14 protein-coding genes are annotated in these 14,162 nt (G+C 44.5%); 10 read left to right on the top strand and 4 right to left on the bottom strand.

Translation table 11 applies throughout. The features are described from left to right. Positions 1 to 65: 65 nt before the first annotated feature. Genes HNP76_RS07225 through HNP76_RS07215 form a run of 3 tightly spaced genes read left to right on the top strand, consistent with a single transcriptional unit; the run spans position 66 to position 2,524 of the window. Positions 66 to 1,328: a GGDEF domain-containing protein gene (locus HNP76_RS07225; protein WP_184659001.1), complete on the top strand. Its 1,263-nt coding sequence runs from the start codon at positions 66 to 68 to the stop codon at positions 1,326 to 1,328. Continuing rightward, positions 1,238 to 1,615, top strand: a complete 378-nt coding sequence (locus HNP76_RS07220; RefSeq protein WP_184658999.1) for a diguanylate cyclase domain-containing protein — start codon at positions 1,238 to 1,240, stop codon at positions 1,613 to 1,615. Before HNP76_RS07225 ends, HNP76_RS07220 begins: the two co-directional genes overlap by 91 nt. A gap of 3 nt (positions 1,616 to 1,618) precedes the next feature. Continuing rightward, on the top strand, positions 1,619 to 2,524 hold the full coding sequence (locus HNP76_RS07215; RefSeq protein ID WP_184658997.1) for a hypothetical protein: 906 nt from the start codon (positions 1,619 to 1,621) through the stop codon (positions 2,522 to 2,524). 85 nt (positions 2,525 to 2,609) lie between these two features. On the opposite strand, the gene HNP76_RS07210 is transcribed toward HNP76_RS07215, so the two are convergent. Continuing rightward, positions 2,610 to 2,975, bottom strand: a complete 366-nt coding sequence (locus HNP76_RS07210) for a hypothetical protein (RefSeq protein ID WP_184658995.1) — start codon at positions 2,973 to 2,975, stop codon at positions 2,610 to 2,612. 126 nt (positions 2,976 to 3,101) lie between these two features. Here HNP76_RS07210 and HNP76_RS07205 point away from each other — a divergent pair, with 126 nt between their 5' ends. The 3 genes from HNP76_RS07205 (at position 3,102) to HNP76_RS07195 (ending at position 5,842) form a co-directional block, all read left to right on the top strand. Next, the gene (locus HNP76_RS07205) at positions 3,102 to 3,692 is read left to right on the top strand and encodes a YigZ family protein (RefSeq protein WP_184658993.1); all 591 of its coding nucleotides are present in this window, start codon (positions 3,102 to 3,104) and stop codon (positions 3,690 to 3,692) included. A gap of 57 nt (positions 3,693 to 3,749) precedes the next feature. After that, entirely contained in the window at positions 3,750 to 4,313 is a 564-nt protein-coding gene (locus tag HNP76_RS07200; protein WP_184658991.1) for a hypothetical protein, read from the top strand. Positions 4,314 to 4,402: 89 nt separating this feature from the next. Beyond that, entirely contained in the window at positions 4,403 to 5,842 is a 1,440-nt protein-coding gene (locus HNP76_RS07195) for an ASKHA domain-containing protein (RefSeq protein ID WP_184658989.1), read from the top strand. Here HNP76_RS07195 and HNP76_RS07190 read toward each other — a convergent pair. Both HNP76_RS07190 and HNP76_RS07185 read right to left on the bottom strand, forming a co-directional pair. Then, on the bottom strand, positions 5,839 to 7,506 hold the full coding sequence (locus tag HNP76_RS07190) for an AMP-binding protein (protein ID WP_184658987.1): 1,668 nt from the start codon (positions 7,504 to 7,506) through the stop codon (positions 5,839 to 5,841). The genes HNP76_RS07195 and HNP76_RS07190 overlap by 4 nt on opposite strands. A gap of 145 nt (positions 7,507 to 7,651) precedes the next feature. Next, positions 7,652 to 8,821 (bottom strand): type III PLP-dependent enzyme, encoded by a 1,170-nt coding sequence (locus HNP76_RS07185; protein ID WP_184658986.1) that lies wholly within the window; start codon positions 8,819 to 8,821, stop codon positions 7,652 to 7,654. Between the two features lie 171 nt (positions 8,822 to 8,992). Between HNP76_RS07185 and HNP76_RS07180 the strand changes: the two genes are divergently transcribed. Both HNP76_RS07180 and HNP76_RS07175 read left to right on the top strand, forming a co-directional pair. Then, positions 8,993 to 10,021: a hypothetical protein gene (locus HNP76_RS07180; RefSeq protein WP_184658984.1), complete on the top strand. Its 1,029-nt coding sequence runs from the start codon at positions 8,993 to 8,995 to the stop codon at positions 10,019 to 10,021. Positions 10,022 to 10,066: 45 nt separating this feature from the next. Continuing rightward, positions 10,067 to 11,488, top strand: a complete 1,422-nt coding sequence (locus tag HNP76_RS07175; protein WP_184658982.1) for a lyase family protein — start codon at positions 10,067 to 10,069, stop codon at positions 11,486 to 11,488. A gap of 40 nt (positions 11,489 to 11,528) precedes the next feature. Here HNP76_RS07175 and HNP76_RS07170 read toward each other — a convergent pair whose 3' ends face one another. Then, the gene (locus HNP76_RS07170) at positions 11,529 to 12,455 is read right to left on the bottom strand and encodes a diacylglycerol/lipid kinase family protein (protein ID WP_184658980.1); all 927 of its coding nucleotides are present in this window, start codon (positions 12,453 to 12,455) and stop codon (positions 11,529 to 11,531) included. 103 nt (positions 12,456 to 12,558) lie between these two features. On the opposite strand from HNP76_RS07170, the gene HNP76_RS07165 reads away from it, so the two are divergent. Then, a complete protein-coding gene (locus HNP76_RS07165; RefSeq protein WP_184658978.1) occupies positions 12,559 to 13,473 on the top strand; it encodes a prohibitin family protein in 915 nt (304 codons plus the stop codon). Further along, positions 13,470 to 14,138: an FAD-dependent thymidylate synthase gene (locus tag HNP76_RS07160; RefSeq protein WP_184658976.1), complete on the top strand. Its 669-nt coding sequence runs from the start codon at positions 13,470 to 13,472 to the stop codon at positions 14,136 to 14,138. The genes HNP76_RS07165 and HNP76_RS07160 overlap by 4 nt, the downstream gene beginning before the upstream one ends. Positions 14,139 to 14,162: the final 24 nt, after the last annotated feature.

The raw sequence follows: 14,162 nt of genomic DNA, 5'->3' as shown, positions 1-14,162 counted from the left end.
AATACGTTCAGCCCTTCCTAATTCAGTTTTTGTAATTTATAATGGAGAAATAGGAGTGTGTCTTTATGGTAAAGAGGACTAAAAGCCTTATTTTTAAATTTGCTCTTATTTTTCTGCTTTTTATTATCGGAACGCTGGCACTTACGGGAGTTGCGACCTACAAAAATCAGATGAGTGTTTACCGTACTCAAAAACTTGAAAACCTTCAGCTTGTTGCTGAACACCTTGCTGATATTATGACGACGGGGAATATGGAGTTTTCTTTTCTTCAGGAATTCTACATCAAAAACAAAGATAAATTTCTGGTTCCCTATCATTTTTCATCTCTGAAAGAAACACTGGACACCTACAACAGACTTTTTGCAGAAAAGTATCCTGGTAAGATTCTTGGAACGACAATAGATTTTTCAGAACTTGATGAAGATGTTCAGCTTGCCTATGCCCTCTACAACTACGAATTCTTTCTGCTTGCCTTTGAAAACACCTGCCACACTTTTAACCTTGCCTACACATATTACCTTATTCCAGATGAAGAACCGGAGCATATTTTCTATATGTTTGACGGAATCCGAAAAAAGGAAACAAAAAACGGAAGGGACTACATTCTTTTGGGACGGAAGGCCGAGGTAAAACGCAGCGAGCATCCTGTTCTCTGGAAAGCATGGGACACAGGCAAACGCCCCGATGATTTTGGAGTCTGGGATAATGATTACGGACATGACTATTCGTGCTATTATCCTTTTTCAGTGAACGGAAAGCAGCTTGGAATTATCGGAGCAGAGGTTGAAGTCGCCGATGCAAACAGGGAAATATTCAGAAATTCCCTCAGACAGATGGGAATCATGGCAATCATTCTGTTTCTGAGCATGATTCTTCTTCTTTTCTGCATAAATAAATTCTATATTTTGAGGATTTCGACGCTGCAGAATGGTGTCAAATCTTATGCTGAAAATAAAGACCCGGAAATAGCAGAAAACATCAAGAAAGGTGTCTGGGGCGAAGATGAAATTGCCTCACTTGGAGAACAGGTTTCATCAATGATTCACGACCTTGACGTTTACATGCACAATCTCCTTAAAACGACAAGGGAACTTTATGATGCGAAGAAAAATGCTGAGGCCATGAATATTCTAGCGAACAGGGATGCACTTACTGGAATCAGAAACAAAACGGCCTATGATAATGAAGTAAAGCGACTGGAAAAAAACATTGCAAATGGCAACGCAAGATTCGGTATTTGCATGATAGACTTGAACTTTCTCAAGCATATCAACGATACCTATGGGCACGAGCAGGGAAACACCGCTATAAAAAACTCTGCAGGATAGTCTGCCTGATTTTTGCCCACTCGCCGGTTTTCCGAATCGGCGGAGATGAATTTGTCGTAATTCTGGAAAATTCTGATTTCGATAACGCTGATTCACTTTTAACCTCTTTCAAATCAGCACTTTATGAAAGCCAGAAGGCAGAAAATGAATGGGAAAGGGTTTCAGCAGCGGCAGGAATCGCAACTTACGACCCGGCAATTGATACAGGAGTTGAAAGTGTCTTCAAGCGAGCCGACATGACTATGTACGAAAATAAAAAACACATGAAAGCTGTTAGGACGGATTAATAAATGACAGACATAAAACATCTTATGCTCAAACTGAACCAGATTTCTTCCCAGTATTTGGGTAAAATCATGTATGCCCTTTTTCTAATATCAATTCTTGAAACGATTACCTCCTTTGCAATTCTGTCTCCGGTAATGCGTCTTGCGGCTAATGGAGCAAGTCCTGCCGTTGTAAAAATACAAACACTACTGTTCGCTTTTCTTGCAATCAGCGTCTGGCTCACTTTTCAGTTCGGTTTCGCCGTAATGCTTTTAAAAATGACCCGCCGTGAATACACAAACCTGGGCTTTATTTTTATCGGATTCCGCAGGCTCAATCCTGCGGGCAAAATTATCGGTGCTTTTGGTGGTTTAATTGCCATTCTTGCGCTGATTTCCAGATTCGCCACAAAATTTATTTTCCAAAAAATTAATCCGGATTTTGTCTTTTCGATGCCCGATATTTCTTCGCTTCAAGATGCAGGTCAAATTGCTGACCAGCCGGAAGTCATATCGACAATGGCAATAGACATGCTTCTTTTTGTCGCAATTTTCCTTGCCGTGCTTTTTATTCTTGGACTTTTCGTTCTGATTCGCTTTGTTTTCGTGTTCCAGCTTCATTTTGACAATCCGTCGATGAGTATTCCAAAACTTTTCAAAAAAAGCTGGCAAATGATGCACAAAAATGTGTTCAAGCTTATTCTTTTTGCGCTCCGGGCAGGCGGAAAGCAGCTTTTCATCGCGATTTTTCTGGCAATTCTAGTTAATTTTATCCCGGAAAGCAAAAATTCCGGGCTTTCGATTCTCACTTTCATCATCGATATGATTTATTTCATCAATATGTACACCGCGATGATTCGGATTTACCTGACAGTTCCTGTGATGTACGAAGAAATCAGGAATGAGAAATTAGCAATTAGCAGTGAGTGATTAGCAATTATAGGGGGAAAGCCTTCCCCTACGCGCCCACTTCGTTGGTCGCTACCCCTTCTGCGGGGACACCCCGCAACGCCCCTTAAGAATCCTCGTCCTCTTCCTCTTCATCAGAATCGTACAATTCAAACATCATATCGCTGAGAAGGGAATATTTTTCTTCATCCTCTTTTAGTTTTTGGGGATTAGTTCCGTCAATTATAAAATTGTCCTGATAGTTTTCGAGACATTCCATTATGAATGCAAATTCATCTTCTTCGAGTTCCTGATAAAGCGATTCAATTCCCTTGATTTTGGGAACAAGATATCCCAAAAGTTCCAGCACATCCTCATATTCTTCACGAATTTCCTTGCTGATTTCATCATCGCCAGTTTCGGCTGACAATTCTTCTTTTACTTGTTTTTGGATTATCACCAAAGATTCTATTAAAAGCTCGTCTTTTGTCATATTTTACCTTGTTCACTTCTATTTTACAGTTTACATTTTATAAAATCTATAGAGTTTTCAAATCTTGTAATTCTTCGCTTTTATTTTGCCCCATAATTTTGTATAATTTTCCCGAAAAGCAAACTTATGAAAATACCAAAAGACTATTTTTCCACAGAAGAAACAATTAAGGGCTCTCGTTTTCTTTCAGAACTTTTTCCAATTTCGTCTCAGGCTGAGGTACGCGAAAAGATTAAGGCTCAAAAACAGAAATATGCCGATGCCACGCATGTCTGCCACGCTTTTATCTGCGGAAAGAATGCTGAAATTATGGGAATGAGCGATGATGGGGAGCCGGGCGGAACAGCAGGCAGGCCAATGCTGGACGTGCTCAAGGGAAGCGGTGCCACAAACCTTCTGGTGACGATTACACGCTGGTTTGGCGGAACCCTTTTGGGAACAGGCGGACTCGTACACGCTTACGGAGACGGAGTAAAAAACGTCCTTGCGACCGCAGAATTTGAGGAACTGATAGAAAAATCAACTTTTTCACTTTCCTGTGATTATCAGCAGTATCAGGTCGTAAAAAAGATTTTTGAAGGCTTTACCCTCTACAAGACTGCGGAAGATTTTGGAGAAGTCATATCGATTAAGGGCGAGATTGCCGCCACAGACTTTGAAGGATTTAAGCAGAGGATTTTTGACTCAAGTAACGGAAAGGTAAATGTTACAGGCTAGATGGAAGATTCCATCCAATTCCTAAATCCAGACTGATTTTACGCCGATAATTAACTCATGAAAAAATTTTTGATTTTGCCGCTGATTCTTGCATTTTTCACTCTCCCCACCTTTGCAAACCCTGGTTTTGAGTTTGGCATCGGCACAGGCTATGTTTTTTACGGAGACTCAAGCACAAAAGAAAGGAACAGGATTCTTGGCGATACCAACCAGTCAATTCTCTGTCTGGACGCGGCTATTCTTTTTCCCATGAACGATTTTCTTATTTTCTCCCTCGGTAATGACGCGGTTTTTGACTTCAGATGGAAGGGCTCAAACCACATTTATCTGGCAGACTATTCTTTTCTCGCAGGATTCAGGGCATACCCAAATCTCGGAGGGCTGTTCTTTTCTATCGATTACGCTCTCGGACGCAGGACTGACTTTATCGAACTTGATGACTACGACGAAAAGCTCAGCACAAAATGGGGAAACGGCTTCAAATTTGTCTTCGGCTATGACTTTTCATACCACTTGAATTCTTACGGTCCCCTTCTTGCAGCCAGCCTCAAAAGCATGCCGAGGGGCGGTTCGCGTGACAACATCATCTGCGTTTCACTTAAGTTGACACGCCACAAGTAAATTTTTCCATTCAGTATAATTTTTTATTGAATATTCATAAATTTAGGTGTATTCTAATATCAGGTAAAAATATTTTCCAGGATTGATATATGCAGATTGTTACAGAAGGTCGAATGCCAGAAATTCCAGAAGAACTTGAGCCAAAAACCTCACCAGCAGAAATTGGAATCGCAGTAGACATTGGAACTACAACCATTGCCGTCAGCGTCTGGTCTCTTTTACACCGCAAGCACCTCGTAACAGTTGCAGAAAAAAACAATCAGGTTCGCTACGGCTACGACATTATCCGCCGCATCGCATTTGCAATCCGTCCGCCACTGACAGGCTCTTCAGCTGTTGTCGAAAGCGGTCCTTCAGCCCTTCACTATTGCATCATCAGCCAGCTCGAAAAAATGTTCACTCAGGCTGTAATGGAAGCGGCTGCAAAACTTCCGCGAGGTTTCCAGCCAAAAGTCACTTCAATCGTAATCACAGGAAACACGACCATGCTCTCCTTCCTGTGCAATACTTCTGTCAGCAATATGGCTGCAGCTCCTTTTACTCCTGCAAGCCTTTTTGACGTCAACACCACCTGGGAAAAGTTACGAAATGGCACAACCTATTCTCATTGCGTGAGCCTGGACAATCCCACACCGGAATTAATCAAAATATTTGAATCAAGCATAATTCCTCCTCAGACAGAAGTTTATATTCCGCCTTGTATCGGAGCCTTTATCGGTGCCGACGCCGTATGTTCCATGATTGCAGCCGGCTTCCCGATTCCGGGCACCAAGAACGATCCTTCTACGCTGAGGCCCTGGGAATCAAAAGTCAAGGCGCCTCTCCTTCTGGCCGATATCGGAACAAACAGCGAGCTCTGCCTTTACGTCCCTGATTCACCGGAAAAGGCCGGCAGAATTCTCTGTACATCCGCTGCCTCTGGTCCTGCCTTTGAGGGCGCAAACATCAGCTGCGGTATGCCATCAATCGAAGGTGCAATCGACAAAATCATTTACATCCACGATCAGCTGGAATGTCACACAATCGGAGATAAAAATGCGCGCGGCTTGTGCGGCTCGGGTTTAATCAGTGCGGCAGCCGTCATGCTCAAAAATAAATACATCGATAAAAACGGAATTATTCTTCGCGAAAAGTCAAAGCTGGGTGACGGAACTTACTGCATCGAGCTTACGCCAGCCGTCTATCTTTCCCAGCAGGACATCCGCAATCTGCAGCTGGCAAAATCTGCTGTCAAAACAGGCCTGGAATTTCTGCTTGAGCATACAAGCGAAACACCTGTATTCTGCATTGCGGGTGGATTTGGTTCAAAAATCAATCTTGATGAAGCAACTACAATCGGCCTTTTGCCGCCACAGCTTGAAAAACGCACGATTCATCTGGGGAACGCCGCCCTCTCAGGAGCAAGCGCCCTCCTCTTCTCAAACGTTCTGCGCGACAAGGCTCGTTCTCTTGCCAAAAAAGCAATCCAGATTAACCTGGCCGGAATCCCGGAATTCCAGGAACGCTTCTTAAAAGGAATAGACTTTTAATCCTTTTTTTGGTCGTTTTCCCTGATTTCTACTCTTCGGATTTTGCCGGAGATTGTCTTCGGCAGGGCGCTTACGAACTCGATGATGCGAGGATGCTTGTAGCTTGCGGTTTTTTCCTTCATCCAGTCGAGGATTGAAATGCGGAGCTGCTCGCTTGCCTCGTAGAGTTTTGTGAGTACGATTGTGGCTTTGATTGCCTGGCCTCGTCTTGGGTCTGGAACGCCTGTTACGGCACATTCAAGGACAGCCGGGTGCTGCTGCAAGATGCTTTCGATTTCAAATGGAGAAACACGGTAGCCTGAACTTTTGATTACGTCGTCGTTGCGGCCGATAAACCAGATATAGCCGTCTTCGTCGTAATATGCGGTGTCGCCTGTCAGGTATTTATTGTTCTCAAAGACTGACTTTGTTTTTTCTTCGTCGTGATAGTAGCCTGTGAAAAGACCAAAAGGACGGCCGTTTTCAAGATTTACGACGATTACGCCAGGTTCTTTTGGATCACATTTTGTTCCGTCAGGACGAACGATTGTAATGTCGTAGCCTGGAGCCGGTTTTCCCATTGAGCCCGGTTTTGGCTCCATGCCAGGGAAGTTGCCTGCCATAACGGTTGCCTCAGTCTGACCGTAAGCCTCGAACATTTTAAGGCCTGTAGCGTCGTAGACTTTTTTGTAAACCTCAGGATTGAGGGCTTCACCTGCCGTAACAAGATATTTGAGTGATGAAAGATCGTATTTGTTGATGTCAGCGCGGACAAGATAATTGTAGACAGTTGGCGGCGCACAGAAAGTCGTGACCTTGTACTGCTCGATTTTTTTGAGCATGACGCCCGGCTTGAATTGAATCATGTCGTAGGCAAAGACTGCCGAACCGCAAATCCACTGACCGTAAAGCTTGCCCCAGACTGATTTTGCCCAGCCTGTCTCAGCAACAGTAAGGTGGAGCCCGTCATCGATTACATTCTGCCAGTATTTTGCCGTAACGATGTGGCCAAGAGGATATGCAAAGTTGTGCTGAACCATCTTCGGATAGCCGGAAGTGCCCGAAGTAAAGTAAAGAAGCATTATGTCATCGTTGTGGGTGGCAAGTTCTCCCTGCGGGCGAGGAAAATCCGTGCCGAAAGAAGAAATTTCCTTTGAGTATGAAATCCAGCCTTCGCGGTCGCTCTGAACCGTTACCAGAGATTTTACGCTTGGAGAAGCCGGCATAGCCTTTTCGATTTCGTCCTGAATCGTGTCATCGTAAGAGACAATCATTTTGATCTGGGCTGCATTTGTGCGGTACTCCAAATCTTTCTGCAAGAGCTGGTTTGTTGCAGGAACGGCAACAGCTCCGATTCGGTGCAGGGCCGTAATAAAGAACCAGAATTCGTAGCGGCGGCGCAAAATAAGAAGGACTGCATCGCCTTTTTTGATTCCCTTTGAAACAAGATAGTTTGCCGTTCTGCGTGATTCGCGGGCAATGTCAGCAAAAGTGAAAACCTTTTCAGCGCCAGTATCATCACACCATACCAGAGCACGCTTGTTTGGCTCCAGTTCCTCGTATCGGTCAATAATGTCATAAGAAAAATTGAAATTCTCAGGAACTTTGATTTTAAAATTCTTTTTTAAGTCCTCGTAATTTGTGTAAACTTTACCGCCTTCGACATAGTCTGCATAAAAATTCATTTTTCAAAAACCTCATAAATAGCCCTGGCTGGGCATTAGCTTCATTTAATTTGACACGTTTTATTGAAGAAAGTTGCATCAATTTTATCATAATAAGTCAAAATATGCAAAAAAAAAACGCCCGCACAAGCAGGCAGTTTAGATTTTACATAAAGTAGGTTTTTATCGGTGGGAAGCCGTTGAACTCTACGCTGGCGTAGGTGCTGGTGTAGGCTCCGGTTGTGAGCCAGTAGAGCTTGTCGCCGGCTTTAAGCGAGAGAGGCAGCTTGTACTTGAAATCTTCGTACATGATGTCCGCACTGTCACAGGTCGGGCCTGCAAGAATTACCTCGCCTTTTTTAACTCCAGGACCGTCTTTTGATGAGATGACAGGATATTTCATTGCTTCGTCGAGAGTTTCGATAAGGCCATTGAATTTTCCTGAGTCCTGATAGACCCAGCGCTGCAAGGCTGTATTGTTCTTGCGGCTTACGAGGATTACTTCGCTTGTGAGGATACCGCAGTCGCCTACGAGGGAACGGCCCGGCTCCAGGATAATCATCGGAATTTCATCGCCAAAGTCATCGTGGAGATAGCGTGTGATTTCCGAAGCATAAGTTTCAAGTTCGTTTGTCGGCTGAATGTAGTGGGCTGGGAAACCGCCGCCCATGTTAATCATTGAAAGACGGATGCCCTCTTCTTCTTCGAGAGATGAGAACAAATAAGAAGCCTTTGCAATTGCGTCGTTCCAGGCACCAATATCGCGCTGCTGGCTGCCGACATGGAATGAAACACCGTAAGGAGTGAGACCCAAATCGCGGGCCATAACCAGCAAATCGTAAGCCATGTCAGGATGACAGCCGAATTTGCGGCTCAAAGGCCAGTCAGCACTCTGAGTATTTTCCATTAACATGCGGACATAAATACGGCTTCCAGGAGCGTTCTCGGCGATTGCCTTGAGGTCGTCCTTTGAATCAGTGGCGAACATACGGACACCGTTGTCATAAAAATACTTAATGTCCCGTGCTTTTTTGATTGTGTTTCCGTAAGAAAGTCTGTCGCCCGTTACTCCAAGAGCAAGGATTTTGTCCAGCTCATATCGTGAAGCAATGTCGAAATTTGAACCAAGCTCTGCAAGCATTTTGAGCACTGGCTCCCCCGGATTCGACTTGACTGCATAATAGATGTGTGCATAAGGGAAAGAATCGCGGAGTTTGATGAAATTGTATTTAATCTGTTTGAGATTAATTACAACATTGGGAGTCTCCAAATCTTTTGAAAACTCTAAGAACCGATTCCATTCTGAATCAGAAATGTAGTCCTCACGATTGAACATGAAATACCACCTAAATCAATGTTTCACCAAAAAATACTAATGATGTAAAAGTGAATATAAAACAAATACGCAGTATGGTCTATATGTTTTTAAAAATTTTTTCAAAAAAATTAATCCGGATTATTTAATTTTATTCTGTTGCGCAATAAAAAAATGTGATAGAATGTTTTCATGCTTCTTCATTATGTAAAAATATTTTTCATTACTTTACTGACCTTTTTTCTCACTCTCTTTCCAATTTTTTCAGAAGAAGCAAAAGCCCCAGGCGAAGCACAATCCGAGCAAAAGAGCGAAGAAATCCTTGTCCCCAAAAATCCGACTTTTAATGCAATAACCTTCCTTAAAGACGTGCTTGACGACAAATATCCCCTCAGAATCGATTTCGGCGCAGAGCCCCACAGGCACGGAAGTCTTGTCTTCGGTTCAGTATGGTACGACTGGAACTACATTCTTTCATCAAGCGTCCGGGGAGAATACGACCACTACATGACCTTCGTAAACAACGGCGAAACGGTCAGCACAAGCGAAGTCCGATCAGTGTCCTTTACCCCTTTTCCTGTCGTCCTCTTTTTCGGAAATCCTGACATAAGGGCAAAATCAGTCTTCACAGAAGTCGACATAGGCTTTTATCTTTCCCAGTCACATTCAAACACCAACGGCGGCTCATATCAGAACTATACCGAAAACGGCTTCCAGCTTTCAGAAAACAACACAAGATATTTTATGGTTGGTCCGGCCTTCAACATCGTCGTCAAAGTTCCAATCATCAAATACATAGACTCAATAACAGAATTCTTCTTCGTTCCGGCATATTTTCTTTCCTATAATTCAAATTCGCAGATTCATGACAGCCAGCACACTTCAAGTTCATCGGTCACGGGTTTCGACTTATCAAGTCCCTACCTTAAATACAGCCTTTGCCTGGACTTTTTCAGATACATACGCATAAAATCCCAGGTAACCTACCAGCACATCAACATGAGGCAGACAATTTACGGCGAAGACAACGACGTCCGCTACTCAAACCACAAGCTCATTGTCCGCTACGGTGGCGAACTTCTGACCCCTTCAAAGACACGCAAAAAATCCGCTCACCTGTGGGCCGGTTTATACTATGAAATGACCTGGGAAAAACTCTATCTTGGCACAAGTTCATCGAACGATTACACCGGAAAGTGGGTCCTTTGCTTCGGTACATAAAAATTCATCTTTCAACTTTCCCTTCATTTCGCTATAATTCTATACATGGAAACACGTAACATTTTTGAGAATCTCTCTTGTATCGACCACCGCTATTCCCTTTCTGAGAAAGCGGCTTTTGACGGACTTTCACAGTACATTTCTGAGCAGGCTTCAATCCGCTCTTGTGCACGCTGTGAGGCGGCTCTTGTTAAGGCACATCTTAAGGTTCGCGGCAAATTGACTGACGAACTTGCAAAAACTTTGGACGATGTTGCAGCAAACATTGACCCGGAAGAAGTTTATGCCGAAGAAGAAAAGACAAAGCACAACATCCGCGCTCTCGTTAATGTCATGAAAACAAAAGTAAATGCCGAAATCGGACCTCTCATTCACCTGGGAGCAACTTCGGTCGATATTTTGGACACAGCCTTGAGCTGCCGAATGAGAGATGTCACAAAAAATGTCGTTCTTCCAGAACTCAAACAACTCGAAAAATATCTTTGTGAAATCGCAGAGCGTGAATGCGCAACTCCACAGGTTGGCCGAACACACGGTCAGCACGCAGTTCCAATCACTTTCGGCTGGAGCATCGCAGAATTCGTAGCCCGCCTGGGAAAATCAATCCTCCGCATCGAAGAACTTTCAAATGATCTGGTTGGAAAACTGGCCGGTCCTGTAGGTTCTTACAACGGTCCTTCAATGATTGTAAAGGATCCTGAGGAACTCGAGCGAATCTACACAGAATTCCTGGGTCTCAAGCCTTCTGAATATTCAAACCAGCTCGTTGAGCCAGAGCACGTCCTCCGCCTCCTTTTGGAGATGAACGTCGCATTCGGAATCATCGCAAACCTCGCAGACGACCTCCGCAACTTGCAGAGAAGCGAAATCGGTGAGGTATTCGAATACTTCGCTTCAACACAGGTTGGTTCTTCAACAATGCCACAGAAGCGAAATCCATGGAACAGCGAGCACGTAAAATCTTTGTGGAAGGCAATGTGTCCTCGCGTAATCACTTTCTACATGGACCAGATTTCAGAGCACCAGCGAGACCTCACAAACTCAGCAAGCCAGCGCTTCATTTCTGACTATGTTTCAGGCTTTACAATGGCAGTTGCCCGCATGAACTCAGTCGTTAAGGGATTGCAGGCAGACAAGGAAGGAATGGCAAAGAACCTGCAGGGTGCAGGCGGAAAGGTCAAGGGCGGCGTTCTTGCAGAACCGGCATACATCTTGCTCGGCGAGGCTGGCGTAAACGACGGTCACGAAGTTATCCGCAAAATCACTCTTGAAGCCGAAAAAACAGGCAAGACATTCTTTGAAGTCCTCAAGACTCACGAAGAAGCATTTGCAAAAATCACAGCCCAGCTAGAAAAGCTCGGAATCGAAAATCCGGCAACATTCTTCGAAAATCCGGCAAACTACTGCGGTCTGGCAGCCGTTAAGTCAAAGAGACTTGCTCAGAAGTACGCAGAATTAATGAAATAAAATAGCATGAAAAAGCCGCACGAAACCGTGCGGCTTTCTTTTATATCAGCATAGTCAGTTTTTGTGGCAGGACTTCAAACTGAACCCTGTCCACGTTACCTACAAGTTCACCGTCCGTGTGAAGGATGCTTTTTGAATCCGATTCAAGAACCAGCTTTTTGCAGTTACGCAGGTAAAAGCCCTTTGACCGGCCGTGAAGCCCCATACACAAAAGGGGGAACAAGAGGAAGGTAAGGACTTTCGGAACGCCCGCAGCCATGCAGATTGAAAGCAGTCCGTCATCACCCTTGGCCTTGGGACACATTGGAACCCCGCCGCCCTCAGCCTTAAAATTCATTGCCGCCAGGAAAATCAGTTTGTTGAAAGAAAGGGGCTCATCGTCATCAAATTTGAGGGAGACTGAATAAGTCTTCATCGTAAAAAGAGTTTGCACCGTCAAAACCACATAGCCCAAAGCTCCGAGATGCATCCAGTTCAGAATCTTCTTGATTTTTGCCTGGTTGAGGCCTGTTCCAACGATTGCGTCCAGACCAAAGCCGGAACTGATGGCAAAAATTCTGGAATCGCCGGTCGAAAGAACTGAGCTTCGTCCCAAATCGATTTTTTTGTCAGCCTTTGATTTCAAAATAATGTCGAGGGCCTTTTTCTGATTGTGTCGGGGAATCTTTACGCCCCGGGCAAAGTCATTTCCAGAGCCGGTCGGAATCAGGCCCAGCTTTATCCGTGAAAAATCCGTGATGCCGTTCAAAACCTCGTTAATCGTTCCGTCACCGCCAACAACGACGATTTTAATGTCATCTTCCGCAAGCGAGGAAACTTCTTTTGCAATCTGCATTGCGTGCCCCACCCTCTGGGGAACATGAACTTTGAATTCAACCTTTTTCTTTTTTAAAAGCTCGCGAATTTTATTCCATTTGAGAAAAGCCTTTCCGCTGCCACCGTGAATATTAACAATGAAGTGATACATGCAATAATTTTAGCACATAAAAAGGGGCACGTCTCCTATTTTTTTTCTTCCAAATTCCAGCAATCTTCATTATATTTATATCATCACTTTTTCGGAGTTTAATATGAAAAAAATTGCAACCAAATCAATCATTTCACTCATTGTGCTTGCAGTGATTGCTGCCGCAGCTTACGAATCAGTTTCTGTCGTCGCCCCAAATGAACGCGGCGTTCAGGTAATGCTTGGAGAAGTTACAGGCGATGTTTTGGAGCCGGGAATGCACTTTCATCCGCCATTTGTCAGCATCATCAAAAAATACTCAATCGTTCCAAAAGGAATGAACGTCACTTTCTCAGTCGGAAAGGACGGAGCCATCACAAAGGACATGCAGACAGTCGGCTCACAGGTCACTGTTTTCTACCGCTACGACGGAGCCAAAATCATGGACGCCGTCAAAAAATACAACGAGAATATCCTTGAAAACGCAATCACACGCAGCCTTGTTGCAAGCGTAAAGGAATCAGTCGGAAAATACTCAATCTACGAGCTGGTCGAAAATCAGGATAAAATCACTTCTGACGTAACATCAGCCCTCAATGCAAAACTTGCCGAATATCCAATCGAAGTCACCCAGCTCACAATTTCAAACTGGGACTGGAGCGACGACTTTGACAAGAACATCAAGGAAACAATGAACCGCACCCAGCAGGTCCGCCAGGCAGAGCAGGATTTAAAGCTGGCCGAGACAAACGCCCAGAAGCAGGTTGCAGAAGCTGAGGCCCAGAAAAAGGCCGCCGAGCAGACTGCTGAAGGAGAGCTCATCAAGGCTCAGAAAGCAGCCGAGGCAAAACGCGTTGAAGCAGACGCCCTCGCCTACTACAACTCAAAGGTCGCACAGAACTATCAGGTTGAAATCAAGCTCAAGGAACTCGAAATCGAACTTGAAAAGGCAAAAAAATGGGACGGACGCCAGGTTCCGGAGTATGTTCCACTCACAGCAAGCGGCGCAATCGTAAATCTTCCAGAGGCTAAAAAATGATTCAGATTTTCGACACTACTGACAAATATCCACTCCAGAAAATCGGCAAAATGGCAGGCGTATGCTGGAACAGCCCTATTGACGACGCAGAAAAGAACATCAAGCGGGCCAAAGACTGCATCACAAGCGGTCACGGCCGGGTTCTTGAATATGTTGACATCGAGCTCTGCATTGCAGGCTATTCTGCCCGCGCCATCCGCGAATACTACACCCACATTGGCGGAGGCCCAACAAGACTGCAGGAAAGCACCCGCTATGTAAACTGCGAAAAATTCGACTACTATCTGCCGCCCACAGCCGCAAAGTCAGAGGAAGCAAAAAAGGCTTATGAAGACTGCATGGAAAACATCCGTAAAAGCTATGCCAAGCTCATGGAAGCCGGAGTTTCAAAAGAAGACGCCGCAAACATCCTTCCCCTGGGCATGATGACAAAAATCGTAGACAAGCGCAATCTTCGCAACATGATTAACCTCATGAACCAGCGTCTTTGCACAAGGGCCTACGTTGAAATCCGTGCCCTGGCAAATGAAATCAAAAAAGAATTGAGCGAGTATTCTGAAGAATGGAAGTGGATTTGCGAGAATCTCTTCGTTCCGAAGTGCGATGTGACCGGCTTCTGCACCGAAGCTAAATGCTGCGGCCGAAAGCCCAAAAAAGAAGCATAAAAATAAGCAAAACTTCCTTTCCAG

It is taken from the genome of Treponema ruminis (genome assembly GCF_014201975.1).
Taxonomy (GTDB): Bacteria; Spirochaetota; Spirochaetia; order Treponematales; family Treponemataceae; genus Treponema_D; species Treponema_D ruminis.
This window is presented reverse-complemented; position numbering and strand designations above follow the sequence as displayed.